Genomic DNA, 26,077 nt, shown 5'->3' with positions numbered 1-26,077 from the left:
CATGAATAGACTATTTAAAAAGGAACCCACTTCAAAATGAAGTGGGCTAAGAAAGAAAAAATTAGAATTTGTAGTTGGCTTTAAATCTCAACTGATCACCATCTTTGTCTTTACCTTTAGACTCAAACTCAGCACCTAATTTGAAGTTTTTCAAAGCACCGTCAAATTTGTAAGAAGCGTAAAGAGAGGTGTATGAACCTTTTGTGTTGTCATTGAAATCAGACTCTACATAACGGGCACCAACATTTGCTGCGGCTGTAATGTCGTAATTTAAATCAACAGCATACGTATCGGTATTTTTTTGATATCCTGGAGTAGAGAAAACAGGATCGGTATAAAGTAAGTCAGCACCATTCCCTAATCCAGAAATAATATTACCACTAGCTACATCGTCATTGCTCGTTTTAGAGTATGCTACATAACCATTTAGACCTTTAAAACTCAAACCTGCTTTAAGACCATATGCATTGATTGAATCATCTGCAAATCCTGCGGCATTTTTGAAGCTATTGTAATAGTCTTGAGCAGCAAGGGTATACCCAAAATCACCTGCTTTACCTGTATACAATGCTTCAACATATCCTAAATGGATACCATCTACATCTTCAACATCTGCATAGGCGTAAGCACCTGTTAATGTTAATCCAGGAATTGATTTGTTGATAACTACTAAGGTATAAGCACCATTGTCAAGATCAACAGCATCCGCAGAACCTGTTGCAAATGATTTTGTAAATTTACCAACATTACCCTTACCATCGGTTCTAGATTGGAATTTTTGAACATAACCAGCAATTAATGTTGTATTTGGTAGGTCTGTATTTACGACAGTAACACCTTCAAATGCTTCTTTCGTCATTCTTGAACCACTACTGCTTACAAGAGGTGTATCGATAAACATACGGCCAATTTGAGCAGTTGTTTTGCCGAGGGTATATGAAAGATATGCTTCTGAAAGAACAGCGCCCGTGCCGTATTCATCGCTATTAAATCTGACTTTGTCCGCATCCGTAGCAAATGGTGAAGCGTTACCTTGCGCTGTAAAATTAGCACCCAAACCATAGAATGTATCTGTTTTATAGTTAAGCAAAATACCTGTCGTGAAAAGATCTTCTCTATTGTTGCCCGCACTGTCAGTTTTACTAAAATAGTAAGCTCTAAGCTCACCACTTACTTTACCATTTTTAAATGCGTCCTCCAATGTTGTTGAAGCTGCAAATGCACTCGATGCAAGTCCAGCAACTACGATAGCCACCAAGCTAAGTTTAGCTAGTCTCATACTTTTCTCCTTTTAAAGTTTTATTTAAATGCTCCTTAATTTAACAGATGAAAACGACGTTAAAATGACTTTTATAAATTTTTTTATATTAATATTTAAAATTAAATATATACAGGAATAAATTTTTCTGTATTTGTAACAAAAGCAATGACGCTACTCTAAAAAATAGCAGAAGGGAAAATGGTGTTAAAAGTGGGGGAAAACTATGGTAAAGGTATGTGTTTAAGGTTTTTCTTTTGAATACAAAAGGACTCATAGGCTTCTTTGCCCACGTGTGCAGCCTCTTTATCGGGATGAGCATCAGCGATTTCATCTTCTTTTAGATGACTGATGCAAAAGCATTTTCGCGCTCCATCAAACCATGTGGTTGCAAATCGGTAGCCTTTTTTACTGACGGGACTGTGTGGGTCAACAAATCCCTCTTCTTGTGTGCAATGTGTTGCTTCTTTGAAGTAAAAAATTTCACTTTGACAGATTTTAAGTGCGTAATTAAGGGTAAAGCGAGCGATGCCTTTATCGCATACAACCACCAGTGTCGTGCGCAATAAATCTTTGAGTAATAGAACAATCATAAAGAAAAAGGGAAAAAACAAAGCACCGATAAGCCCATGCCACACATCTTCTTTTTGCCATCCGCTGTAAAGCATCACCAAAGAGATAGCGAAGCCAAAACCGCAAAAAAGAAGTTGCGCAATGCGCACACCAATCTCTGCGCGAATACGCTTTTTAATGTCAATAGATTGTACGTAAAGAATTTTGCCAAGGTCATGTGGAAGCTTGATGTTCATGTACTCTCTTTTACATGTAAAGTGTATCATGTGAGGGTTTGAAGAAGTAATGGCGGGTGTAGCTCCCGAACATGTGCCGTTTAAACGCTATTTTTAGGTATTTAAGCTTTGTTTGTAAATGCTAAACGTACACAAAAACGTACATAAAAAGCTTAGACTATTTGAACATTGATTATATCATTTTAGACAAAAGGGGTCAATCATGGGTAAAGGTAAGTTGGTAAAATTGGTAGAGCAACTGGAGGAAGATGTTGCTTTTTATAAAAGAGAGATGGAGAGTTATAAGGCAAAAGCTGATGACATCAAAGCGCTGCAGCTTGAAAATAAGGCATTAAAAAAGCAAGTGACCTCATTAACGGATCAAATCAGCAGAATGTCAGAGCCACTGGCACTTTATGAAAAGGTATCTCACTACGAAAAAGCACGTACCCAAATAGCTATCAATCATAATAACGTTTTAGAGGCAATGCACAGAGTATCATCACATTATAAAAAGATGGTGGATGATTTTATCCCATCGATGCAAAAATATAAAGATGATCTCATAACGCTTTCAGATGAGTTTACAATCCCTATGGATAAATTTGCTAATGAGGGATTGTTTGAGGTGAGAGATGAAGAACGAGTTTCGAAATGGGAAAGTAGGAGTCAAAAACTGACTGAGTAAAAAGAGCGGATCTTTCCGCTCACCTCAATGGTAATCTTAATCCAAAAATCTATCAAAAAAATTCAATTCTTAAACTTTTTTATTAGTTTTAGCTCATTTAATCTCAAATAACCTTAAATAATTTTAGCTTAATTTTGAAAGTGCCTATTTTAGGGCTTTTCTAAAAACATAGTATCCTGAAAAGTATAATTTTCAATAATTATATTCAACGCGCTTGAAATTCCTTAAATTTGAAGCTTAAGAGATCAGGGCAAACAATGAGCGGATTGTTCCGCTGTTTCCTCTTTAAAAATGGAAACATCTACCCAAAGCCTATCACGCCCATAATTTTGCATTTGATTTTTTTGATTGAGTGTGATGAGGTTTTGCTCATCTCCTCTTGCTATTTTGCGCATACATGCCACTACAGAGACAATCAAGAATAAGCGATCTATTGATTTACGCTTATAAGCCCACCCCCTCATGTTGGTTTCTGTGAAAAGATGTCGGCAGACTCGGTGTTGGGAGGCTTAAGGCTGTAGAGATTTGATGCCCCCTTCCTCCTGTAAAATGTTCACCAAACAAAAAAAGATAGAAAAGTTTAGCAAGTTGCATAGTCCAAAACTGCGTTATTGTCGAGGCTTGCACTACCCTTATCTGTGAATGCGTCAGAAGAACCTAATCTTTTTAATCTCATCATTGCTGCGCGTGGTCTTTGAAAGAGATTCAAATTTGAACGCTAAGAGCTTTTGACATACTCAGATAGCTTTGAAAGCCTGTTCGTTCAAATTTAGCCTCTTATGGCTTATTTATGAGCCGTATTCTCTTTTAAATTTTAGAGTATGTTACATCTCACTTTAACACGTAACCCTCTTTAAGCCGTGCACGTTTAGTTATTCTAATTCGTTTGAAAGCATTTGGAAACTTGTTTGAGGGTATTTTCTACGATCAAGGTTTGGGTTCTTTTTGAGTAGCTTATTCTTTGTTCTGCTAATAGTAGAAAGTTTGCTCATGTGTTGCGGCGTAAGTTCTGCGACGGTTGCATCAGGATAGAACTCTTTTAGGAACTCGAGCATGATCAGTGGATTAGAGGAAAATCCACCAAATTTCTTAGGGCTTTTGCTGATCTTCTCCAGTATCCATTCGTTTATAAATTCGCTCATTTATGTGCCCCTGGTATTTTCATTTGGGGTAATATCTGAATATCGCCTTTACATAGCAACTCACTAAATCGCTCTTTTGTAAGTATCAATGCATCATCACTTGTGCGGAGCAGTTCCGATTCTTTATCGTACCAACCCTCTAAAGGAAGCTGTTTGTCTTGTAGTTTTATGATAAGACGCAGTGCTAAATAGCTAATATGAGCATCATTGTGCATAAAGTTTGTAAGGTTAAAAGGCTTTTTGAAATTTTGAGGGTCTTTTACATGTAAAGCATAAGCGTATGCCATATCTTGTGGCTGTATATGTGGATATAGTCTTTTATATTCTTGGTAAGCAGTTTCTTTGTTGCCGATGAATTTATAAGATCTCCTTGCCATCATAAAAAGCTTTTCAAAGTTTTTATCATAGTCACTTTCGCGCGTATGCGCGTTATTATTATCTCTTAATATTATTACTTCGTCTCGCTCATTTTTGAAAATCGTCTCATTGTTTTTTTGGAGCTCCCTATTTGCCGATATTTTAGAGGTGTTTATCGTCTCATCACGTTCACAAAATCGTCTCACACTTTTTTGATCATTTTTTGTATTCCATAGCTCCAAAAATTTATGAATTTCATCTTTAAATTCTTGTAACCATCTCCCTGCTGTGGCTTTGCTTATGTGCCAAGAGGTAGCATAAAAAGAGACAGAGTTTTCATTACCTCTTTGCATGTCAAAAAAGTATTCAAAGAAAGCACGTGCTTTCTCTCGTTTTCCTCTCTTTTGAAGTGATGTGACATAGTGTGTAGGGGTGAATTGATAGCTCATTTCTTCATTCATGGTCTCTACCTCTATACTTTTGCACTTACTGCATGGCAATGTGAGTCATTAACGATTTGCCATGTTGCAAAGTAGATGCTGATTTGATTAGAAAACTCATTGATCCATTGTTGTGCTGTTTGTGGGTCAACATGCCACCGCTTCGCGTAAAAAGGGAAGCCATACCACTCGTCATCGTGCATATCAGCGAAGTAGGTCAAAAAAGCGTCCGCTTTATCGATCTGCCCTGATGCTCTTAGCTCTCTTACGTAATCGATCGGGACGAAGATGCTATTGGGTCGCTCGCTCATTTACTTACACCAGTTGAGGTTTTACCAGCAAAAAAAGCATTGACCTCATCACGGTCAAAAACGGTCACGCCGTCAGTGACACGGATAGGGTTAAGCTTACCAAGCTTTACATATCGCCAGACGGTACTAAGACCGATGGAGTTTTCTGAAGCCACTTGTTTGGCTCTAAGTCGTTGTGGGGGTGTTGGGTTTAGCATTGTGTTACTCCGTTGATAGTTTATGGGAGTATTTTAGAGCATTTTAAAAACTTAGTCTAACCATTGAAATGACTAAAAATTAATAATAGTAGTATTTTATAAATTATCTAATAGTTGCTTTTCCTCGTGTGACGCTTTTAATTTAAATTGTTTTCTGACCGTCATTAAAATTTCTCTAATTTTGTTTTTATTGGCTTTTGGTATAAAATAATTTAATTCATCGAATATCTCAAAACTTTTACTTTCTAAGTCCTTTATCATATCCGTTAAATTAAAATAAGTGTCAAATGATTTTTTATCTTTTTCTATATCTTCGAGAATATCAATTCTTTCGCTATCTTGGTGAATAGATATTGTTTCAAAATAAAGCTTGTTAAAATCTTCTCTATTGTAGCCAATAGGCATTTTGCAATCATGTAAAAAAAGGTATTTATGTATTATCTTATCAAGAATAAGTAAGCGTGCTTTTTCAAGTGTTTTAATGTCTCTTGAGATAATAGATGCAGGTGCAAGGGTTTTATTTTCTTTTGGTCGTTTAAATTCGTGGTTACAAAAGGTAGTTAATTCCAGTGAGTATGTGAAGATTTCATGAGATAATTCTTGAGCAATCGTAAAATGATAATTTGGTAGAATATCGTTGAGGTACTGTCCATAAATTGCAAATACTTCAAGCATTTTTTCAATCTTTTTTGACTGTTCATCGTTGCAAACATGGTCCATACAGTTGCTACTTAGTTTTTCAATAAAAGTCATTCTTACCCCTCCATCATCGCCAAAACATACCCACTCCACCAGTTCAAAAGAATAGTGATTTCTTTGAAGTGATCGGCTTTGTGGTTGTAGGCACGTTCCGTTTTTCCACCTACTGCGTGATCTAAGGCTTTCTCTTTTGCCTCATAGCTGCAATTGTGCTCTCTTTGGTAGGTGTCGGCGAGGCTTCTGAACGTACCTCTGAAGCTGTGAACGGTTTGTTTTCGTCCGTTTACCTCATCATTGAAACCTAAACGTTTCAGAGCCATTGTAGGGCTTTCTTTGTTGATGTGTGAGCCGTTGAGGTGGAAAACGTATTCAAGGTGTGATGTGAATAAATACTGCTCTTTTAAAATGGCTATGGCTTCATGTGTCAGCGGTAAAGTAAAATCTCTTGGATCTGCATTTTTGCTTTTCATTTCGGCACGCGGTATGGTTAAAGATCGATTTTCAAAGTCGATGTACGCCCATTTGAGCGTGACGAGGTTTGAGGCGCGCAATGGTACATGTAAAACGAATTTGAGCGCATTCTTGATGCTGACATGCCCACTATAACGGTAAATGGCATTGATAAGCTCTTTAAGTGGCTTTGGCTCAGTAATGATGGGGTAATGTTTGACTTTTGGCGTGGGTAAAGTGCTTCTTTTGTGAATGTTTGCAATGACATTAACTTCGCAGTATTCGCGGCTACATGCGTAACGCCAAAGATCATCAAAGTATTGGTACATTCTTCGCGCGGTTTCGGGATGTTGCTGCGCTTTGACTTCTAAGAGAATAGCGATCTCTTTATGGGTAATATCTGCAATATTTCGCTCTTGAAACACAGGCATGACAAAGTTTTCAAAGAGGGCTTGTTTGCGCTTAAATGTCTCTTTGCCTAAGCGGTACTCTTGTGCTTGAAGCCACCCATTGACAACATTTTGGAAGTTACTCTCATGTACTTTTTGATCTTCAATTTTTTGGGTACGTTTCTGATCGATGGGGTCAATGCCTTTACGAATCATTTTTAGGTACGTTTCTCTTTGTTCTCTTGCCTCTAATAGAGACGTTTGAGGGTACGTTCCAAAAGTGGTTTTTCGCCTTTTATGCTCTGTTGGGCTTTCATAGATGAATTCCCATACTTTCTTATCGGTTAAAATAAGCAGTCTTAACCCTTGCCCGTCCGTTACGATGTAGGGCTTCTCTTGTGGTTTGAGCTTCTTAACTTGCATATCCGTTAACGGTGGTACTTTACGTGGCATTTTAGCCCCTCATTTAGATACGTTTTTTTATCCGTTTTTGGCAGTTGTTTTGAAACGTACCTTTTAACGTACATAAAAATCATAAACTTATTTAGGTTATTTTAAACTGATAGAGATTAGAATTAGCTTTAAGTGTCTATTTTTAGGTGTTTTTGAATGTATTTAAGATTAGTTGGAATTGAAGTACGGCGAGAGGGTGTAGGAATCGAACCTACCAGCAAACGGTCAACCGCCCACCCAATCGGCTTTGAAGGCCGTGGTGCACACCAGAGTCACATACCCCCCGCAAAAGGTGAATTATTCTAACTAAGTCAAAGTAAAAAAGAGCTTTATAGGGGATTAATATGCTTGTATTTGGTGTTTTGTCAAACCATAATTAAGGAAATGTGTTTGAAAAAAGATATAATTAAAAAAATAAAATAGCGAAATGTTTGAGAGAAAAAGCAACAATACTGCAGACTCAATGGTAGTTATTCCAAATTATCCAACAAAACGCTTAAAAAATTAAAATTGAATGGAAAATTTTCGTGGAAAAATATGTAGAAATGTATTCGGACTTTATAACCAAAAATCATAAAATCGTTTTATCAATCCTGCTTTTAGCGACGCTGTTCCTTGGGTATTTTGCGGTGCATCTCAGTGTGGATGCCTCCGCTGAAACATTGCTCCTTGAAAACGATAAAGACCTTCAACTTACTAGAGAGATTCACAAACGATATACCAGTTCGGACTATCTTGTCATCTCCTTTTCGCCCAATGAGCCTATGCTTTCTGACAAGAGTCTAAATACAATCAGAAGTCTTAAAGAGGCACTTTTAAAAGTGGATAGCGTAAAAAGTGTCGTTAGTATTTTGGATGTTCCTCTGCTTGAGAGTCCACCACGATCCATCAAAGAGTTTATTGATGACATACGAACACTTGAAAGCAAAGATATTAACAAGACCATGGTGCAAGAAGAATTTACAACAAGTCCTATTTATAAAAACAATCTTGTCAGTGCGGATTTTAAAACAACGGCCATTCTGATCAATTTAAAAGATGATACAAAATACATGGAGTTTGTCAAAGCTCGCAACGCGCTTTTAGATAAACAAAAAGTAGAAAAACTCACTAAAGAGGAATCACTTCAACTTAAAAACATTCAAAAAGAGTTTAAAGACTATAGAGAGGTCGTCAAAGATGAATCTCACCGCGTGATTAAAGAGGTCAGAGACATTATCGATGTGCACAAAGACAGTGGACAGCTCTTTTTAGGCGGCGTCATGATGGTTGCGGATGACATGATTAGCTTTGTCAAAGATGACATCAAAACGTATGGTATCTCGGTTATTCTCATTATGATTTTAGTGCTTTGGATCATTTTTAGACAGTTACGTTATGTATTGATTCCCGTTACAGTAGCCTTTTCGGCGGTTGTGATTACGGCGGGACTCTACACGCTTTTTGGGTTAGAAGTCACCGTTATTTCTTCCAATTTTGTCTCCATGCAACTTATTATGGCAATCTCTTTATCCATTCACCTTGTATCCAATTACCGCGAAAACTACATCAAAAATCCCGAGTTATCGCAAAAAGAGATCATCGCCATTACGATGGAAAAAATGGTTTTACCGATGTCATTTGTTGTGTGTAGTTCAATCGTTGCGTATATGTCGCTCATCAGCAGTGGCATCCTTCCAGTTATGAATTTTGGATGGATGATGGCAGTGGCATCGTGTATTTCTTTCCTTTTTGCCATTGTATTTTCACCTGCAATGTTGATGGCTTTGAAGAAAAAAGCTCCTGTTTTAACGTATGACAAATTTACAAAATTAACATTGGCATGTGCCAATACCGTCAAAAAATATCCGAAAACAATTTATCTGGGCTCCCTTGCTGTTGTCATTTTTAGCATTGTTGGAACAACGCAGCTTGTCGTTGAAAATAGTATGATTAATTATTTTAGAGATAAAACAGAAATTTACCAAGGTATGAAAAAAATCGATGAAAACTTAGGTGGAACCACGCCACTTGAAGTGGTCGTAAGATTTCCCAAAAAACAGGCGTCTACGGAAAAAAGTTCAGACCCTAGCGGCGTGCTTGATAGTTTTGAAGAAGAGTTTAACAAACAAAGTGGTGAAGCGCAATATTGGTTTACTGACCAAAAAATGGAAGAGATATTGAAAATCCAAAAATTTCTTGAAAGCATGGATAATGTTGGAAATGTCTCGTCACTTGCAACACTTTTAAGGGTTGGAAAAATCATTAAAAATGGGCAAGGATTGGACAGCTTTGAGCTGGGGATTCTTTACAAAGCGCTTCCTGAAGAAGATAAAAACATGCTTTTAGATTCGTATATTAACATTGAAAACGATGAAGCACGATTTATCATACGTATCAAAGATTCTTCAAAAGATCTCAGGCGCGAAGAGTTAATCAACACTATAAGAGCAGGATTGGAAAGGGAAATTGGCTTAAAAGAGAGTGATTTTGATATTGTGGGGATGATGGTTTTATACAATAACATGCTCCAATCACTCTATCAGACTCAAATTTTAACCGTGGGCGAAACCATATCTATACTAGGATTGATGTTCTTATTTTTATTTAGGTCTGTTAAGATAGGGCTTATTGCGATTGTTGTCAATATTATCCCTATTGGTATTGTATTTGGTATTATGGGAATCTTTAAAATACCTCTGGATATTATGAATATCACGATTGCTGCCATTGCTTTTGATATGGCGATGAACAATACCGTTTATTATTATCTGCGGTTTAGAGCGGAACTTAAAAAAGATGGTGATTATGTTGCCACAATGATGAGATCCCATGCAAGTGTTGGTAATCCTATGTACTATTGCGCTGGCGTGACGGTGATAGGGTTTATGGTTTTGGTGACATCCAACTTCGTTCCAACCATTGTGTTTGGACTTTTGACTGTCGCCACAATCTTTGTTGCCATTGTTGCCGATCTTTTGCTTTCCCCGTTATTGCTGATAACCTTTAAAGCATTTGGAACGCCTAAAATAAAAGAACTTTAAGAAGAGGGCGGAATTTCGTAAAACATCTATTTAATCACTATTAAAACTATTGCGTTACTATTCCATTATTATATTATCCTCTAAAGGAATGTTGTCGTGAAAAAAATATTTGGATTTTTGACAGTTCTCATCTTCGTGGTGAGCTTCGCACAGGCTGAACCAACGATACACCAAGTTTATGAAGCAGCGCAAGCGGGTAAACTCAGTGAAGCACATACCATGGTTGAAGAGGTTTTAAAGGCACACCCACAAAGCGCTAAAGCGCACTTTGTCAATGCAGAAATCCTTTCTGCCCAAGGGCAAATTACGCAAGCGCGTTCAGAACTTAACGTGGCTGAGCAGTTAGAGCCAGGACTGCCATTTGCCAAACCACAAGCGGTTCAAACGCTTAAAGATAAACTTGGACTCATAGGGGCAGCTACCAAGTTTGTGTCCACTGAGCATCAAGGTGCAGCATCTTCTTCTAAACCTTTTCCTTGGACAACCGCATTGCTCTTTGGTGGTGGTGCACTTGTTTTTATTTTCCTCATTCGATCAGCCTTTAGCCGAAAGCCTACACCTTCCAACAATGGCTTGAATAGTGGAACGCCTCCAACTGCAACCTATCCTAATAACGCTCCTATGAACCCTGCTGGTCCACAAAGTGGTGGAATGGGAAGTGGCATCGCTTCTGGATTGGCGACAGGACTTGCCGCAGGTGTTGGTGTGGCTGCGGGTGAAGCGCTGTTTAACCACTTTGCCAATAATAACGCAACACCTCCGAGTGCAGGAGCGCATACGACGACACCTGTCGATACGACCCCGCAACCGTCTTCGTCTGATTTTGCAGATAACGACTTTGGTATCAATGATGACACTTCATGGGATGATAGTTCTTCGGGTGATAGTATGAGTGATTCCAGCAGCGATTCTTGGTAAAAAAATAGAGCAAGGAAAGTGGCAAGAAGCTACTTTCCTTACGGCTTTTTCACGTTACATGTAACATGAAAAACCGATTAGTCTTTCATCCGCTCTTCAAGCTTTTTCGCCCAAAAAGAAATAGGATAGGTGAGCATCAAATACCCAATGGCAAGGGGTATGTAACTCTCTAGCGTTGAGTAGGTGTAGGCATTGACCTCTTGGGCATTCATGGTAAACTCACTGATCGAGATGATGGAAAGCAAGGATGAGTCTTTGATGATAGAGGCAAATTGACCCGTAAGCGGCGGAATAATCCGTTTGTAAGCTTGGGGGAAAATGATATACCGATAGGTTTGAAACGGGGTAAATCCAAGGGATTGTGCGGATTCGTACTGACTTTTGTGAATGCTTCGTATGCCCGCTCTGATAATCTCACTCACATAAGCCCCCGAAAACAGCGCGAGAATGACGGTTCCCACGATGTAACGATTGTTAAAGCCCAAATTGTTGGCAAACACATAGAAAAAGATCAAAATTTGCACCAAAAGCGGCGTTCCTCTGATAAGCTCAATGTAAAACCTCGAAAAAAACCGCAAAAGAATGACTTTAGAATTTTGCCCATACGCGAAAAATACACCGATAAAAAGGCTTAAAATCAAAGCAAAAAAGGAGATGACGATGGTCATGAAAAAGCCATCGATAAACTTTTGTTTATACGTATAAATCGTATCCCAATGAAACTCATAGGAGACAGAGGTAAACATACCATAACAGATGGCGGTAATGATGCATGTAAGAACCACAAAGTTAAAAATATAAACGCTTTTGTGCGTTTTTACTCTCTCTTTTTGGTCAATCTCTTGGATGAAAAAATCGGTTACATGTAAAATGGTTTTGCCTTAAAAGAAAAATGGAATACCCAGTTTATCAAACGTCGCTCTCGCTTCCGTGAGATACTTTTTAGATAACGCATCAAACGTGCCGTCGCTTTTAGCCTGTTTGATAAACGCATTGACGCGCTCTCTTAATTCATCATTGCCTTTTTTAATTGCCATACCCCAATACTCAGGATTTTCCTGAAATGGTTTTAACAGAGCAACGGTTGTCTCTTTATGATTTGCCCAGTTTTTATAGATGGTCAGTTGGTCATACAAAAAGCCATCTGCCTTACCTTGAATCACTTCCAATACGGCGGCATTTTCTTTGTCAAAGACTAAAAGGTTAGCATTTTTGAGGTATTGGTTTGCATAAATATGCCCCGTTGTCCCTTTTTTCACAGCAATCTTTTTACCTTTTTGGTTTAACTCCTCGATGCTCTTCACACCACTTGTTTTGTTGGTCAAAATCGCCAAGTTAGTTTGCGCATAAGGAATCGAAAAATCGATCGTTTTTTGACGCTCATCGGTGATGGTCATCGAAGAAATGATAAGGTCAATTTTCCCAGTTTTCAACGAAGGAATCAGCCCATCCCACGCGATATTTTCGATTTTGACTTCGCGCCCAAGGTATTTTCCCAGAGCCTTTGCTAAGTCCACACTCACCCCACTGGGTGTTCCATCTTTGTCGCTCATCTCAAAAGGAGGATACTGTAACTCCATGCCAACGATGAGTGGTTTTTCTGCTGAATTTACAAACGTTGTAAAAAGACTGAGCCCGATGAAAATGTTGATAAGGTGCTTAAACATCGTCTTTCCTTTTTAAGAGATTTCTCTATTGTATTCAGAGTTTTCTTAGGTATCGGTTAGGGGAAAGAAAGAAAAAATGTCAGATGGTTTATGTTTAACCTTCTTTACATGTAAAAGGTTTTATACAGGTTTTGGCTAAAATTTAATGCAAGGAATTGGGCTAATAGGAAGAAGAAGTTAAAAATTTAGCCCTATTTGGATTTGTTAGTTAATCTCCCTGTAATACTATCTGTTTTTAAACTTTCAAAATCATATTTGTAAGAATTTGAATTCAATGTACGGTAAATTGTCTTAACCAGATGCACAAATGGTTTTTCATCATTATCGCCATAACATTCTAAGAGGTACTTTGCGAGAGTAGCACCCCATGCCTCGCCTTTTTTATAGGTGCTTCGAAAATCGGAATTTAACTGATACAAAACTTTAAAGAAGTCATCCGCTGAATTACATTCTGTCGTTTTCTCCAACAAGGTCTCCTTGGTAATATCATTAGTAGAAACAATCTGACATAATTCATTTGTTGATAAATTACCGTATTCGAAATCAGGGTTAGAGATAAGAAATTCACCAAAAAAATCTTCATTTTCAGCTGCTTTTTTGACAACTCTAAGATTATCTTCTTTATCCGCATCTAATACAACGAAGCTATATATCTGCATATCAATATCCTTTCGTAAACTTTCCCTAAATGCTAGGCCTTTCCCCTTTGCTTCTACAAAACTTCCTCGTAGATTGATGACAGCTACACGATTTTCATTGTTAAATACAAATTTTACGGCGCCGAATTCCGTTTCTCCCTCTACATAAACATTGATTTTGATCCCAAAATCTAGCCCTAAATTACGAATAAATAAATTTGATATTTTTTTATTACCATCTAAAATTCTAGTATGGCCATATATCTTTATTTTATGTTGTTGATTCACTGTTGTATAACCACAAGCATCTTCTTCTGGAAATTCTTTTTCATACATAAATTCCATGATTCTTCGAAAGCCTTCCGAAGCTTCTTTAAATTGCATGGCTGCTGCAATCTGCCCTTTTAAATGACTACGTATATTATTCCTCATTAAACGAATTAAGAGGTGTAAATTATTATTGCTATCTAGAGAAGCTGCCGTTTGACAAAACTCATTTTTGTAATATACAAGTCTATCTTCTCCAATTTCTTGAAGTAATTCAATCGTTTGGTTTCGAAGTTTTTCTAGCTCTAATGTAATTTGTTCAAAAGAATGGGGATAATTTATTGAAATATTTTCATAAACGATGCGATGTGTTATAGGCTCAATAATTGTGGATAAAGAAACTAAAGTGTTGAAATAACTCAGAATATCTTTTGAAATACTGTTTTGCATACTTTTTTCAAACCGTTCTAAGTGCCATTGAATCACTTGAGCGTAACCTTCAGCATTTTGCATTAAATATGATGGTACTGCCGCAGAATTAAAAAACTTAATAGCAAGTTCATACAGCACAAAGCATCTGTAAGGGTGAAAGTATAGCTTCATAGATTCGTTGTATTTAGGAATATTTTGAAAAGCACTCAAATATTTTTCTAAAACAACAGGCTTTCTACGATCAATATACACTTTTGAGTCATAATAATTATTTCCAATATATTCTATATCTGGAAGATTGATAGATGTTTTAGAGTAAATAGCATCTGCATTAATAAAGCCAAGACACCATAGATTGTAAATATCGGATTCAGAAAATGTAGGTAGGTTATAGTCATTCATCTTTGTAGATAGTGCCTTGGCATCCAATAGATTCAACTGTCTTAAATTATTAATTTCAATATAGCCATTGAGTGAAATTATTTTTTCGATAGTTTTTGGTTCTAAAAGATGCTTCATTCTACTCATACAATTCCTTTAAATAACTTCACGATCTTTCCGAAAAAGCATACACGGACTAAACTTTTAACCTTCTTTACATGTAAAGCTTTTTAATATCTCAAAAGAGGCACATATCTCCTTTCCTTAATTCTAAATCACCTGCATTTTTAACTCCGAATTTTAAAGATTCTAAACAAGAAATATTGATGTATAGTGTAGTAAAGACTGCGTTCTTTTAGCTCTTTTAAAGATAGGAGATTACCATGCAAAAAGGCTTTGGTGCTACAAAAATTATAGGTCTTGTTCTTGCCGTCGTGGGAATTGGTGTTGCGATATGGGGGTTTCAGTTATCAAGCTCTATCGGTTCACAAGTAACACAAGCTGTGACAGGTGCCGATACCGATAAAGTAATGACTTATTATATTTTTGGTGCTGTCAGTTTTGTTGTTGGATTGTATCTTTTCAGTAAAAAGTAAAAATACAGACATAGCGATCTTCCAATTGGCTTGAAAAATAGAGTAAAGTCTTACAGAATGAGGTTTTTCGGGAGAATATCCCATGAAAACCCTACTAACATTATGGAGAAATAGTATGAGCACAATAGAAACATACAAACAAGAAATTGAAACTGAGTTGGATCATGCACGGGAAAAACTAGATGTACTGAAAGCCAAGATAAGAGGTTTTTCGGATGTAGAGCGTATTCAATCTTTCAAAGATATTGAAGAACTAGAGAAGATGGTGAGTGACATGAAGACTCAGATACGAGAGCTCAATGTTGAGATGGACGATTCTTGGAATCAAATCAAAGGTGACATTGACAGCTCTCGAAAGACAATAGACGATGCCTTTGCAAAGTTAGACAGGGCATTGGTCTAGGATTTTCTGCCTCGAAAGAGGCTAGTTTTAGTGCCACAGCGGCATAGTGTGAGCTTTTAGGCTTTACCTAAAAGGCGTGATAAGAAAGTGTTGCAAAACTCTATGAGAAAATCGTTAGAATTGATTTAAATGCCATAATAGAAAGCACTATTCTTAATGCAAAGAATAATTTTTTACCATCGATCTTATTTCTCAATTTTGTACCTACATATGAGCCTAAAATAGAGCAGGCAATCATAAAGAAAATCATTCCAAGATAGTCAGCAAAAATAAATCCAAAATTGAGATAGACGAGCGCTTTTAAACTATGTGTAATGCTCATAAGCACCGCAGAGGTAGCAACGACTTTATCATTATCTTCAAACTCTTTAATGAGTTTTGTTATGACAAGTGGACCCGTTGTGCCGACAACAACAGAAAGTCCTGATTGAAAAAATCCAATGACGTAGTAGCTTTCATATTTTTTTATTTTGTCATTAAAAGTTTGAGACCATAAGGATAATAAGATATACGTTCCGATAAATAAAGGGATATATTTGATCGTAATAAGATGGAGTAAAAGAGCAAAAATACCAACACCGACAAGAGAGCCAATCAAGAATTTGGGGACAACGCTGTACTGAATATCTTTATGTCCAAAATAGGCTCTTGATACATTGCTCGATATTTGCGTTAGTCCATGAACGGGGATAAGCGCATTGAGTGGTAAAAAAGATGGAAGAATAGCGATCAACAATAAGCCACCGCCCATCCCTACAGCACCTGTGAGGACGGATGTGAGAAAAGTGATCAATCCTAAAATAAATTCATTCATCAATGCGTAACTCCTTGATCATCGAAAAATTATACAAAAAATTTACTAAGCCACTCAAAATATCTTTACATGTAAAGATTGCTGTAACGATTTTAACTTCAAAAAGTTATGCAATACCTCTTTCCTCAACCAACCGTTTGAGCTCTTTTTTGTCGATGATGTGATGTGCTCCACCGTAAAGATTGGCTTCGAGTTTGGTCAAAATTTCCGCGATCAACGCATCTTTTTTAGCATAAGGAAGCAAAAGATCAAACAAGGCTTTATCATTTTTGGCTTTATCAATCGCTATGGCTAAAGCGTGCGTCGGGGATACTGGATGCATTTTTTGTTTTTGGACGAGCCATGCCCCAAAGATGAGAGCCAAAAGAATGCCCAGTGTTGCGTAAAGAGCGTTCATGTACGGTTGAATGGAAAAGGGCTTTTTCTGCTCCTCGGATGTTACTGGCACAGCCGTTGGCTCACTGCTTTTGTTCTTCTCCAAGGTAGGCGCACTTGTAGCCACCGCACCGATGATGTGAATGGGTATGGCGTTCGTTTTTTGCGTTACCACCGTATGCGTTTTGGCATCAAAATAGGAGAGTTCAAAAGAGGGAATCGTGAAATCTTTATCGGAGACAAACGCGATATGCTCGCTAAATTCGCCTTCATAATCCTCTTTGTTTAACGAAGCCTCCACTTTGGGCGCATCGGCATACAGTGCGACATCATTGATCGAAGGATTAAACGGGGCGATGTCATCGATGTTTCCTTTGCCTTTAATATGAATGGTGAGATTAATGGGCTTATTAGGCTCGGTGGACGTTTTATCCACACGCGCTTCGATGGAAAAATCACCATAAAGATAGGTGTTGGCAGGTAAAGGTTTCACGTTTACATGTAACGCGTTGGAAAAAACCTGTTTCCATTTGATTTGCATGGGGGCGAAAAGCGAATCATTGAAAAAACTATCGAGTCCACCGCCTGCTCCCATATCTGATTTGACGGCGGTACCGACACGTGAAAAGATGGCGGGAATCTCAATGTCGCCTGCTTTTTTAGGAAACAGCACATAATCATACTGTTTGGTGACATACTCGCCTTCAACGTTTTGATGGAGAGTATCTTCTTTCTTGACCCAAAAGTCTTTCAGTGAAAGCTCACTGACTTCAACTTTATCGGCTTTTGCACCCACCTGTTGTTTGAAAATCATGCTGAGTTTGATCGGCTCGCCCACATACGCACTCTTTTTATCGGCTTTGAGCTCTACGACAAAAGGCTCACCCGATTTGCTGGCTTGTGGCGTTAAAACGGTGATTTTTTGAGGCTCTGTGGTGTACGCTTTACCCGCGATTTTCACGCTAAAGGAAGGAATCGTGACATCGTGTGTTGGCGAAAAGGTGTAACTGCGTGAAATATTTCGGGTTGTATTGCCATTGATCATCTGAATGCTACTGGCGCTGGATGTGCCTAAAATGGGAAACTCATCCACTGAACCAATGCTCGGAAACGTGACATCACTTCCCTCTGCGCTGAGTGTAAAGGTCACGGTGTCGCCTGGGTACAACGCCATTTTATCGACACGAATCGACGCGTCCGCAAAAAGTGAAGCGCAGAAGCAGATGCAAAGAAGCGCTATTTTACCAAGGTTTTGAAGTATCATCTTTTTCTCCTTTGTTGCTCAGTGGCAACATCAACGTGTTCACCCCTCTTTGGTTCAACATTTTATCCCATTGCCGCTCTTCATGGTTGCTAATAGGCGCATTGGGGTCTTCTGCTTGCACCGCTTGCTCTTGTTGAGCCTGTTGTTCGCTCCTCTTCTCAGCTTCTTTTTGAGCCTCATGTTCCTTGGATGAAGGTTTTTCTTCAGGTTTGGAAGGGGTGGGTTGTTGCTGCGCCGAAGAGGTAGCATCTTGAGCATTTTTAGGCTCATTTTGAGAAGGTTTGTCGCTTTGCTGAGGCTCAGAATTGCCTGCGTTATTTGACGCATTAGCATCTTTGGGTTGCTGCTCTTTAGAAGACGATTTTTGCTGTTTGTCTTGATTTTGATTGTTCTGAGAAGATTTGTCTTGGTTTGGTTCTTGTTGTTTTTGTTCTTTTTTCAAGAGCTCTAAATTGAACCGTGTGTCTTCGTCTTCTTTGAGTTTGAGCGCGGATTCATACGCCGCGATTGCTTTATCATTTTGGTGCAATTGCGCATAGGAATTTCCCATATTGTGCAAGGTTTGAGGCAAAAGTTTTGGGTCTTTAACGTGTTGATACGCCTCTAAAGCTTTGTCATACGCCTTTTCTTTGTAATAGGCATTGCCCAAATTGTACGCGGCATTATCGTTAGTCTGATCTAAGCTTTGATACAGCGATGAGGCCTTGGGGTAATCGCCCTTTGCATACGCCTCTTTTGCTTGACTCGCATTCCAAAAATCAAGCAGACCCGCTTGCATAACACCCATCAAACAGACGAGTAAAAGGAGTGATTTAACCATGAACTCTCCTTTGTGGTAAAGAAATGAGACTGAGGAGTAGAAACAAAATTGCTAGCATCAAGGGGTAGTAAAACAGCTCTTGGTAGGCATGAATCGTGTCGCTTTTACGGGTATGACTTTTGAATTTAGAGCGAATGTCTTCCACCATTGCTTTGATGTCATCATGACGCAACGAGTAGCGCAAGTACGCGCCATCGTTTTGCAGCGCGAGCTGTTTTATCGACTCGTTGAGATGGGTGATGACGACATTGCCTTTATCATCGGTAAGCATGCCACTCTCCGTCTTAATCGCGCCGCCTTTTTCTGTACCGATGGCATAAACATAGACTTTTATGCCGTGTGTCTTCGCGTAGGCGATCTCCTTGTCAAACGTCTGCGTATCACCACCATCCGTGAGTAAAATCAATGCTTTGTGCGTGCCCTCTTTCATTAAGTTTTCAGCGCTTTGAAGGGCTGAGAGAATGTTGGTTCCTTTTTGCGATATGGAGTGGGCATTCATATGTTCGACCAAAAAGCGCAAGGTGTGAAAATCACGACTCAAAGGAGCGACCAAAAAGCCTTGTGAACTAAATCCGATCACCGCGACATTGGCTTCAGAAAAGACATTCAAAAAGTCATCAAATTTTTGCTGAGCGAGTGCAAAACGGCTTGGGTAAACGTCATCGCTGAACATGGAAGCAGAGAGATCAAAGCCCACAACGACATCGATGGATGTTGTATCGACAGTGACTTCGCCCTCTTTGAGAACGGGGCGAGCAAGGGCAATGATGACGAAGCTCATCGCTAAAAGCATCAGCACATTGCGCGAACGCCGTGAGAGACTTTGACGTGAAAAGCTCATTTTGGCAAAGATTTCAGGGGCAAAGAGTGACTCTAGGCTACTGCTGCGTCGTGTGAGAAAATAGCTTAAGGGGAGCAGTGCTAAGAGTGCCCAAAACGCTTCTGGATTTAAAAATTCCACACCTTACTCCTTGTTGGAAAGTATCATATAAAGTCCCATAGACACAAGGGCTGAGAGAAGAAAATACTGAAAAAAGTACTCTTTTTTGACGTACTTATCGGCGGTAATTTCACTCTTTTCAAGGCTGTCAATTTGATGGTAAATCTCCTCCAAACGTTGTTTGGAATTGGCTTCAAAAAAGATGCCACCTGTCTCTTTAGCGATGGTTTGCAAGACGTTTGGATTGTAATCGTTGGAGCCTCCAACGCCGATGGTGTAGACTTTAATATGGTATTTTTGCGCCGTTTTAATGGCGACATCCATGGGAACTGTGCCAGCATTATCCATACCATCGGTCAGTAAAATCGCAATTTTATTTGGAGAAGTCGAGGTTTTAAAGATGTTACTGCTCAAATAAAGCGCTTCATAGAGTGCCGTTTGATGCACACCCGCAACCCCCGCATCGAGGCGACTGAGGAGGTCGAGCAAACTATGCTTATCAAAGGTCAGTGGTACGGCAACGTAGGCAAAATCACCAAAGACACTGAGGGCGAGTTTGTCGTCTTTGCGCGCTTCAATGAACTCTTGCACGATGGATTTGACGATGCCTATTTTATTGCTCTCATGCATTGAACCGCTCACATCTAAAATCAAAGAGAGCTCGTACCCTTTGCCATGCTGAAGAATGGTTTCATCTTTAATCACAGGCGAAGCAAGTGCTGTAACGAGCGAGAAAATCGCTAAATACTTGCTAAGAAGCCGTGCAAAACCGCCTTTGTGTTCCACTTGGTGCAGGAGTGGTACATTGGGAAAAATCAAAACCGAACTTCGCATTTTCAACCACTTAAAAGAGGCGAAAAAGAGCAATAAAAGCGCAAACGCGTAAGGGTATTCAAAACTAAACATGGGAAACCTCATGAATAAACGCTTGCATACGTGTTATCATCGCTTCATCCAAGGAAGGAACTTCTTTTTTAAATTTGTACGCTTCTAAGTCATGAACGATCGCTTCGTAATGCTTTACATGTAAAGCATTTTCACCTAGAACTAGATAGCCATTGTGGGTAAAACAGTATGCTGCTTCTTTGGCATCGCTAAAGTCCATCTGCTTCAAAACGATCAGCGCTTTTGCTCTTACACTGTGTGCTTTTTTACGCTGCCTAGAACGGTACCAAAGATACGCTCCAAGAGCAAGAAGGCACACCACGACAAGACCGCCGATGATGAGCCAGAGAGTGGGAAAAGGGATCTCAACCAAGCCTTTGATATCACGTAATTGCTCCATCTTAACCCCTAAAAAGTTCAAACAATTTCTCATACGGCTCTTCGTCCGTATAGAGTTTGATGTGTTTGATTTTATGTTTTTTAAAATGCGCGATGGTGTGAGCGTCTTGCTCTTCCAACCGTTTGGCGTAGGCTTTGAGTTGAGAACCACTGAGTGAAAAAGAGCTCTGACGCATCGTACTTGGGTCAATGAGCGTGTGTTCGCCTTGCAGTTTAGGAAACTCCTCAAAGTGGTCGCGCACCATAATGGCATAGACTTCGTTGCGTGCCACTATCGCACTCAAATCCACATCGCCGTAAAAATCACCAATGACAAAAATGAGCGATTTGCGTTTGATGCGGTTCATTATGTAATGATTGAGCGCTGTGTAATTCACTATTTTGGAAAGGGGATTGAGCGTTAGTGCCACATCCAAAAGGCGTTCCAACGAGCCCATTTGCTTGGTAGGCGCATGAAAAAACTCCTCTTTGTCACTAAAAAAGAGCGTGCTTAAGTAGTCACTCTGATGCAGTGTTGCATAAGAAAGGGCAGACAACACTTCTGCCATGCTCTCTTGTTTGAGTTTTTGCGTTCCAAAGTAGATGCTTCCACTCATTAAAAAAACGACCAAAACATTTAACGAGCGCTCTTCATTGAAGCGGTTGACATAGGGACTTTGTTCGCGTGCGGTCACTTTCCAGTTGATTTTACGTATTTCATCGCCAAAGGTGTACTCTTTGATCTCTCTAAAATCAATCCCGCGCGATTCAAAGATGGAGGGGTGATTGCCTGAATGAAGTGCGAAAATCTTCCGCTTGGTTTTAACCAAGATGGCTTTTTGAGTCTGCATCATGATACCCTTAAGGTACTTTGATCGTCTGCATGATTTTTTTGATGATGAAATCCACGCTGATATCTTCCGCTTCAGCTTGGTAATTTAAGATAATGCGGTGACGCAATACACCAGAGACAACCTCTGCCACATCATACGGAGAGACATAATCTTTGCCACGAATGAGTGCTAAAGCTTTGGAGGCTTTAAGCAGATCAATGGAGGCTCTTGGACTTGCCCCGAAATGGATGTAGGCTTCTAAGGATTCCAGCCCATACGCTTTAGGGGAACGTGTGGCAAAGATGATTTGCAGCATGTATTTTTGCAACGCTTCATCGATGTGAATGGTGGAGAGTTGCTGTTGAAGACGTAGAATATCTTGTGTATCAGCGACCTTTACAATGCTCTCAAAGCCTCGTTGTACGACACGATTGACCACTTCCATCTCTTCTTCAAAACTATTATACCCTACGATGATTTTCATCAAAAAACGATCCAGTTGCGCTTCGGGTAAGCGGTACGTTCCTTCGTGTTCGAGCGGATTTTGCGTTGCCATAACTAAAAAAGGAAGGGAAATGGCAAAACTCTCATCGCCAATGGTGACTTGCTTTTCTTGCATCGCTTCTAAAAGGGCGGATTGTACTTTAGCAGGGGCGCGGTTAATCTCATCGGCTAAGAGTAGATTGGTAAAAATGGGGCCATGTTTGATTTTAAAATCGCCGTTTTTTTGATCGTAAATTTCTGTGCCTATCACATCGGCTGGCAATAGATCAGGGGTAAATTGTACCCGTTTGAAATCCAGCCCCAAGGCTTTGGAAAGTGCATTAATCGCCGTCGTTTTGGCAAGCCCTGGCACACCCTCGACCAAAATATGCCCACCACTGAGCAAACCTATAAGCATGGCATCTACAAGCTCTTCTTGTCCAACGATAACCTTTTTAACTTCTTGTTTAATAGCTTGAAGTGTGTTTTCCACATTATCACCTTTTTTTGATTTTTTTTCTTAACCGTAGTCTATAGGATCAAAATTAATATTTTTTAAATACTACCTTAATGAAACCGATAAAAATTTATAAAATCTAATACCTTTGATGTGCGTTACACAGGTCTAAAAGAGTGGCAAGGGCGCAAAAAAAGAGTCTTTATAGAGAATAAAGTTTGCTTCATTTATAATGAAACAAACTTTAGAAAAAGAGGAGGCTTAAAATGTTACGCATGATTGTACTAACCCTTTTTCCTCTTTTTTTATGGGCAGCACAGCCTGCATCAGGCGAAAATATTTGGGTGAAAGTGGGGCAAATTTACGGCATTGAGCCACGTCTTTTGTACTCCATTGCCAAAGTCGAAAGTGACCTTGATCGTTATGTGGTAGCCTTTAGCGCCAATAAAATGACCCCGCAGCAAGCGCAAGAGCTCAGTACCTTTTTAAGACAAAAAGGGATTGAAAGTAAACAGTATTCTCAAGTCATCGCGATTAAGAGCAAAAATAAGTATGAAGCCAGTCATGTGGTGCATTTTCTCTACACCCATAACTATCCACGCTTTGACATGGGCATCATGCAGATCAATTCGATTCATAAGCCACTTTTAGACAAAGCCAATATTTCACTCTACGATCTTTTTGACCCAAAAATTAACATTCAAGTGGGTGCGTACATTTTAGCAACCTGTTTTGCGAGACACAAAAACAACAAAGATGCCATTAACGCGTACAATGGAAAGATTGATGATAATCCTTATTCGGCTAAAGTGTTTAAAGAGTTTCAAAAATTGTATAGCTCATACCAGAAAGACAAAACGAAACTTTATTACCGCGATCCATCATAGTTCACCCAAGCGATACCCCACCTCTTTAATCATCTCTATTGCTCCATCCGGTAATTTTCTACGTAAACGTTTGATGAGGGCTCGCATGTTAAGGATACTCGTCTCTTCTCCTTCCCAAACATACTCTTCCAGTTCATTAAACGTAATGACACGGTGCCTATCTTTGATAAAAAGGTCTAAAAATTTCCCCTCTTTTTTAGCCAATTTTATCTCTTCATTGTTTGGGTCAAACAAGCGATGATTGACATAGTCGTAGGTATACCCAATCCATAGCTGAAGGGTAGAAGAGGGTTTGTGACAGAGTTTTTTCACCTTCTGTACCAATTCGTAGATAAAGAAAGGTTTTTTGAGATAATCATCACAGCCTATTTCATACGAAGCTTGTATTTTCTCCAGATCGTGGTTCGAACTCATGATGATGGCAGGAATCTCTTTATGGTAGATGCGCACCGTCTCTAAGATAGAGAGTCCATCGATGGAAGGGACATTAATATCTAAAATAAAGCAATGGTAGCCATTGTTGAGTGCATCCAGCGCTTTTTCGCCATCCAGAAAAAGATCGACATGATAGCCTTCTTTAATAAGGACACTTTTGATGACATTGGCAAGGCGTTCGTTATCTTCAAGAACCAGTATTTTCATGTTGCATTTCCTAAGGTAATTGTAAAGCAAGCACCATCATCTATGTTACTCGCTTGTATCTTTCCGCCCATTTTATCTTCGATAATGAGCTTTGACATATAAAGTCCGATGCCATGTCCATGATCTTTGGTGGTAAAGTAGGCATCAAAAACATTCGCAATACATTCAATGGGAATACCCCCAGCATTGTCGTGGATTTCAATAATAACATTTTTTGCATGGTTGTAAATGATAATTCGAATAGCACCTCGTTGAATATGTTTGGCATCTCTGCTTTCTTTGATCTGATCTTTGGCATTGTTCACAACATTGAGCAAGGTTTGCATAAACTCATTCTTATAACCACTGACCATGAGATTCGTCGCATGGCTTATGTCGATGCTAACATCAATATAGTTATATTTGATATTGTGATTGATAATTTTGAGCATGGTATCAATAGCTTCACTCACATCAAAGACTGTTTTTGTGGATGAGGGCATAATAAATTTTTGAAAGTCATTAATAGTGTCAGTCATATAGCGTACTTGCACCATAATGTCATGTACATATTGATTATTCTGCTCGTCTCCTACATCTTCATAGTTATAAAAATGCTCTTGCGTAATGGTGGCAATCTCTACCAGTGGATTTTTCCATTGGTGGGCAATGGAAGAAAAAACTTCTCCAATTTCGGCTAATTTAGATTGTTGAATGATGAATTGCTGATGTTTGTTTTTTTGGAGTTCAATGGCTTTGAGCTCTTTTTCACTGCGTACGCGCATGTAAATATTGTGGATAAGACCTAAAATGAGAAAGAGCAGAAAAGGAGAGATTAAAAAAACAGCATCAATAAATTTACGGTGTTTATCAAAAAAGGTCAGTGGTGCATTGACCAGTTCAAAATCTTTGACTGCTGCATTGGGATAGACTTCAAACTGTTTGATTTTTTGGACATCAAATTGATAAATATAATCTACCATCGTCATTACATGTAAAGGAGGAATTTTTTTATCTAAAACATCAATGGACATTTCACCTGTAGCAATACCAACATTTTTAACAGGAACAAGTTTACCGCCCAATGCTCCTTTGCCGATAAAAAGAGTATCGGTAATAAAAACAGGTAAAGCGCTTTTGTTTATCATGGATGCGATTTGGCTGTTTTTATACAGATTGCCATATTTATCATTATAAAAGCGAACAAAAAAGACTGCTTCATCTTTGTTGGGCTTGGAAAAGCGTTCTTCGAGTTCTTCAAGTGTTGATTGACGGATATACTCGATCTCAAATTGATTATGGTGCTCACTCATTGCCTGTTGAATAAACGGCTCAGAGTCATCGCCATTGGCACTCGCATCGTTAATAATGTAAAGTTTTTTAAGATTGGGCATCATGTGTGCGATCATGGGAATGCTCTCAGGAATGGAGCGTTTTTCTAAAATACCGTAGATGCGATCATCAAGTCCTTGTTTTTGGACATCTTCGACAACAAATTGTTCAAGCCCTGTAAAGACGATGGGTTCATTTGTAAAAAGTTCATGGTAGTATTTAATCAAAAAATCATAGGCAAATTTATCAACAGCAACGATGAGGTCATATTTTTGGTTTTTGAGTTGGAGTTTATAAAGCTCTCTTAGTTTTGCGTAGTATTCTTCGGAGCTCACACGCTTAGAGTCCATGTATAAAATATTGATAGTAATCTCAGGATGGTTGTAAAAGACCTCTTCCATGCCAGAGAGGACATCATCGCTCCACTGAAAACCTTTATGATAGGAATTGATAACAAGAATTTTTTTTATCGTGTGCAAAGAGAGAAGATT

At 38.9% G+C, this 26,077-nt stretch carries 29 protein-coding genes; 7 read left to right on the top strand and 22 right to left on the bottom strand.

The features are described from left to right. Positions 1-61: 61 nt before the first annotated feature. The gene (locus Sdiek1_RS12845) at positions 62-1,279 is read right to left on the bottom strand and encodes an OprD family outer membrane porin (protein WP_087439464.1); all 1,218 of its coding nucleotides are present in this window, start codon (positions 1,277-1,279) and stop codon (positions 62-64) included. A 203-nt stretch (positions 1,280-1,482) separates the two neighbouring features. Further along, the gene (locus tag Sdiek1_RS12840; protein WP_087439463.1) at positions 1,483-2,067 is read right to left on the bottom strand and encodes a hypothetical protein; all 585 of its coding nucleotides are present in this window, start codon (positions 2,065-2,067) and stop codon (positions 1,483-1,485) included. A gap of 202 nt (positions 2,068-2,269) precedes the next feature. On the opposite strand from Sdiek1_RS12840, the gene Sdiek1_RS12835 reads away from it, so the two are divergent. Continuing rightward, positions 2,270-2,734, top strand: a complete 465-nt coding sequence (locus Sdiek1_RS12835) for a hypothetical protein (RefSeq protein ID WP_087439462.1) — start codon at positions 2,270-2,272, stop codon at positions 2,732-2,734. A 245-nt stretch (positions 2,735-2,979) separates the two neighbouring features. Here Sdiek1_RS12835 and Sdiek1_RS14880 read toward each other — a convergent pair whose 3' ends face one another. From Sdiek1_RS14880 to Sdiek1_RS12805, 7 genes are all read right to left on the bottom strand, one after another. After that, positions 2,980-3,129, bottom strand: coding sequence for a hypothetical protein (locus Sdiek1_RS14880; RefSeq protein WP_161492045.1), 150 nt, complete (start codon positions 3,127-3,129; stop codon positions 2,980-2,982). A gap of 477 nt (positions 3,130-3,606) precedes the next feature. Further along, positions 3,607-3,876 carry a hypothetical protein gene (locus Sdiek1_RS12830; protein WP_087439461.1) on the bottom strand — a complete coding sequence of 90 codons (270 nt, stop codon included), beginning with the start codon at positions 3,874-3,876 and terminating at the stop codon, positions 3,607-3,609. Further along, positions 3,873-4,694, bottom strand: coding sequence for a hypothetical protein (locus Sdiek1_RS12825; RefSeq protein ID WP_087439460.1), 822 nt, complete (start codon positions 4,692-4,694; stop codon positions 3,873-3,875). Before Sdiek1_RS12825 ends, Sdiek1_RS12830 begins: the two co-directional genes overlap by 4 nt. Before the next feature lie 11 nt (positions 4,695-4,705). Then, positions 4,706-4,984: a hypothetical protein gene (locus Sdiek1_RS12820; protein WP_087439459.1), complete on the bottom strand. Its 279-nt coding sequence runs from the start codon at positions 4,982-4,984 to the stop codon at positions 4,706-4,708. Then, positions 4,981-5,181, bottom strand: a complete 201-nt coding sequence (locus tag Sdiek1_RS12815; protein WP_087439458.1) for a helix-turn-helix transcriptional regulator — start codon at positions 5,179-5,181, stop codon at positions 4,981-4,983. The genes Sdiek1_RS12820 and Sdiek1_RS12815 overlap by 4 nt, the downstream gene beginning before the upstream one ends. A gap of 96 nt (positions 5,182-5,277) precedes the next feature. Further along, positions 5,278-5,934, bottom strand: a complete 657-nt coding sequence (locus tag Sdiek1_RS12810; protein ID WP_087439457.1) for a hypothetical protein — start codon at positions 5,932-5,934, stop codon at positions 5,278-5,280. A gap of 2 nt (positions 5,935-5,936) precedes the next feature. Continuing rightward, the gene (locus Sdiek1_RS12805; RefSeq protein WP_087439456.1) at positions 5,937-7,172 is read right to left on the bottom strand and encodes a tyrosine-type recombinase/integrase; all 1,236 of its coding nucleotides are present in this window, start codon (positions 7,170-7,172) and stop codon (positions 5,937-5,939) included. 527 nt (positions 7,173-7,699) lie between these two features. On the opposite strand from Sdiek1_RS12805, the gene Sdiek1_RS12800 reads away from it, so the two are divergent. Together Sdiek1_RS12800 and Sdiek1_RS12795 are read left to right on the top strand one after the other, a co-directional pair. Continuing rightward, on the top strand, positions 7,700-10,195 hold the full coding sequence (locus Sdiek1_RS12800; RefSeq protein WP_087439455.1) for an efflux RND transporter permease subunit: 2,496 nt from the start codon (positions 7,700-7,702) through the stop codon (positions 10,193-10,195). 96 nt (positions 10,196-10,291) lie between these two features. Then, positions 10,292-11,113 carry a tetratricopeptide repeat protein gene (locus Sdiek1_RS12795; RefSeq protein WP_087439454.1) on the top strand — a complete coding sequence of 274 codons (822 nt, stop codon included), beginning with the start codon at positions 10,292-10,294 and terminating at the stop codon, positions 11,111-11,113. Positions 11,114-11,190: 77 nt separating this feature from the next. Here the strand turns inward: Sdiek1_RS12795 and Sdiek1_RS12790 are convergent, their stop codons facing one another. Next, positions 11,191-11,859, bottom strand: coding sequence for an amino acid ABC transporter permease (locus Sdiek1_RS12790; protein WP_256363559.1), 669 nt, complete (start codon positions 11,857-11,859; stop codon positions 11,191-11,193). On the opposite strand from Sdiek1_RS12790, the gene Sdiek1_RS15330 reads away from it, so the two are divergent. Continuing rightward, positions 11,830-11,982 (top strand): hypothetical protein, encoded by a 153-nt coding sequence (locus Sdiek1_RS15330; RefSeq protein WP_238099012.1) that lies wholly within the window; start codon positions 11,830-11,832, stop codon positions 11,980-11,982. The genes Sdiek1_RS12790 and Sdiek1_RS15330 overlap by 30 nt on opposite strands. A gap of 12 nt (positions 11,983-11,994) precedes the next feature. Here the strand turns inward: Sdiek1_RS15330 and Sdiek1_RS12785 are convergent, their stop codons facing one another. Together Sdiek1_RS12785 and Sdiek1_RS12780 are read right to left on the bottom strand one after the other, a co-directional pair. Further along, positions 11,995-12,780 carry a transporter substrate-binding domain-containing protein gene (locus Sdiek1_RS12785; protein WP_087439452.1) on the bottom strand — a complete coding sequence of 262 codons (786 nt, stop codon included), beginning with the start codon at positions 12,778-12,780 and terminating at the stop codon, positions 11,995-11,997. 191 nt (positions 12,781-12,971) lie between these two features. Continuing rightward, positions 12,972-14,645, bottom strand: coding sequence for a hypothetical protein (locus tag Sdiek1_RS12780; protein WP_087439451.1), 1,674 nt, complete (start codon positions 14,643-14,645; stop codon positions 12,972-12,974). A 236-nt stretch (positions 14,646-14,881) separates the two neighbouring features. On the opposite strand from Sdiek1_RS12780, the gene Sdiek1_RS12775 reads away from it, so the two are divergent. Together Sdiek1_RS12775 and Sdiek1_RS12770 are read left to right on the top strand one after the other, a co-directional pair. Further along, positions 14,882-15,094 (top strand): DUF3185 family protein, encoded by a 213-nt coding sequence (locus Sdiek1_RS12775; RefSeq protein ID WP_087439450.1) that lies wholly within the window; start codon positions 14,882-14,884, stop codon positions 15,092-15,094. Between the two features lie 115 nt (positions 15,095-15,209). Beyond that, positions 15,210-15,497, top strand: a complete 288-nt coding sequence (locus Sdiek1_RS12770) for a sll1863 family stress response protein (protein WP_087439449.1) — start codon at positions 15,210-15,212, stop codon at positions 15,495-15,497. A gap of 100 nt (positions 15,498-15,597) precedes the next feature. Here the strand turns inward: Sdiek1_RS12770 and Sdiek1_RS12765 are convergent, their stop codons facing one another. From Sdiek1_RS12765 to Sdiek1_RS12730, 8 genes are all read right to left on the bottom strand, one after another. Then, positions 15,598-16,311: a sulfite exporter TauE/SafE family protein gene (locus tag Sdiek1_RS12765; RefSeq protein ID WP_087439448.1), complete on the bottom strand. Its 714-nt coding sequence runs from the start codon at positions 16,309-16,311 to the stop codon at positions 15,598-15,600. A 106-nt stretch (positions 16,312-16,417) separates the two neighbouring features. After that, on the bottom strand, positions 16,418-17,950 hold the full coding sequence (locus Sdiek1_RS12760) for a BatD family protein (RefSeq protein WP_087439447.1): 1,533 nt from the start codon (positions 17,948-17,950) through the stop codon (positions 16,418-16,420). Further along, positions 17,928-18,770: a tetratricopeptide repeat protein gene (locus Sdiek1_RS12755; RefSeq protein WP_087439446.1), complete on the bottom strand. Its 843-nt coding sequence runs from the start codon at positions 18,768-18,770 to the stop codon at positions 17,928-17,930. The genes Sdiek1_RS12760 and Sdiek1_RS12755 overlap by 23 nt, the downstream gene beginning before the upstream one ends. Continuing rightward, positions 18,763-19,731, bottom strand: a complete 969-nt coding sequence (locus Sdiek1_RS12750; RefSeq protein ID WP_087439445.1) for a vWA domain-containing protein — start codon at positions 19,729-19,731, stop codon at positions 18,763-18,765. The genes Sdiek1_RS12755 and Sdiek1_RS12750 overlap by 8 nt, the downstream gene beginning before the upstream one ends. Before the next feature lie 3 nt (positions 19,732-19,734). Further along, positions 19,735-20,616 carry a vWA domain-containing protein gene (locus Sdiek1_RS12745; RefSeq protein ID WP_161492044.1) on the bottom strand — a complete coding sequence of 294 codons (882 nt, stop codon included), beginning with the start codon at positions 20,614-20,616 and terminating at the stop codon, positions 19,735-19,737. Continuing rightward, positions 20,609-20,995, bottom strand: coding sequence for a tumor necrosis factor receptor family protein (locus Sdiek1_RS12740; protein ID WP_087439443.1), 387 nt, complete (start codon positions 20,993-20,995; stop codon positions 20,609-20,611). Before Sdiek1_RS12740 ends, Sdiek1_RS12745 begins: the two co-directional genes overlap by 8 nt. 1 nt (position 20,996) lies before the next feature. Further along, entirely contained in the window at positions 20,997-21,824 is an 828-nt protein-coding gene (locus Sdiek1_RS12735) for a DUF58 domain-containing protein (RefSeq protein WP_161492043.1), read from the bottom strand. Positions 21,825-21,834: 10 nt separating this feature from the next. Continuing rightward, entirely contained in the window at positions 21,835-22,782 is a 948-nt protein-coding gene (locus tag Sdiek1_RS12730) for an AAA family ATPase (protein WP_087439441.1), read from the bottom strand. A 230-nt stretch (positions 22,783-23,012) separates the two neighbouring features. On the opposite strand from Sdiek1_RS12730, the gene Sdiek1_RS12725 reads away from it, so the two are divergent. Beyond that, positions 23,013-23,633 (top strand): lytic transglycosylase domain-containing protein, encoded by a 621-nt coding sequence (locus Sdiek1_RS12725; protein WP_087439440.1) that lies wholly within the window; start codon positions 23,013-23,015, stop codon positions 23,631-23,633. Here Sdiek1_RS12725 and Sdiek1_RS12720 read toward each other — a convergent pair. Together Sdiek1_RS12720 and Sdiek1_RS12715 are read right to left on the bottom strand one after the other, a co-directional pair. Next, complete coding sequence (locus Sdiek1_RS12720) at positions 23,628-24,275, bottom strand: response regulator transcription factor (RefSeq protein WP_087439439.1); 648 nt, start codon at positions 24,273-24,275, stop codon at positions 23,628-23,630. The two genes, Sdiek1_RS12725 and Sdiek1_RS12720, sit on opposite strands and share 6 nt — an antisense overlap. Then, positions 24,272-26,065 carry a sensor histidine kinase gene (locus Sdiek1_RS12715; protein WP_238099010.1) on the bottom strand — a complete coding sequence of 598 codons (1,794 nt, stop codon included), beginning with the start codon at positions 26,063-26,065 and terminating at the stop codon, positions 24,272-24,274. The genes Sdiek1_RS12720 and Sdiek1_RS12715 overlap by 4 nt, the downstream gene beginning before the upstream one ends. Between the last annotated feature and the right edge of the window lie 12 nt (positions 26,066-26,077).

Source organism: Sulfurospirillum diekertiae, assembly GCF_002162315.1.
GTDB lineage: Bacteria > Campylobacterota > Campylobacteria > Campylobacterales > Sulfurospirillaceae > Sulfurospirillum.
Note: the sequence above shows the minus strand (reverse complement) of the source record. Positions and strands in the feature narration are given on the sequence as shown.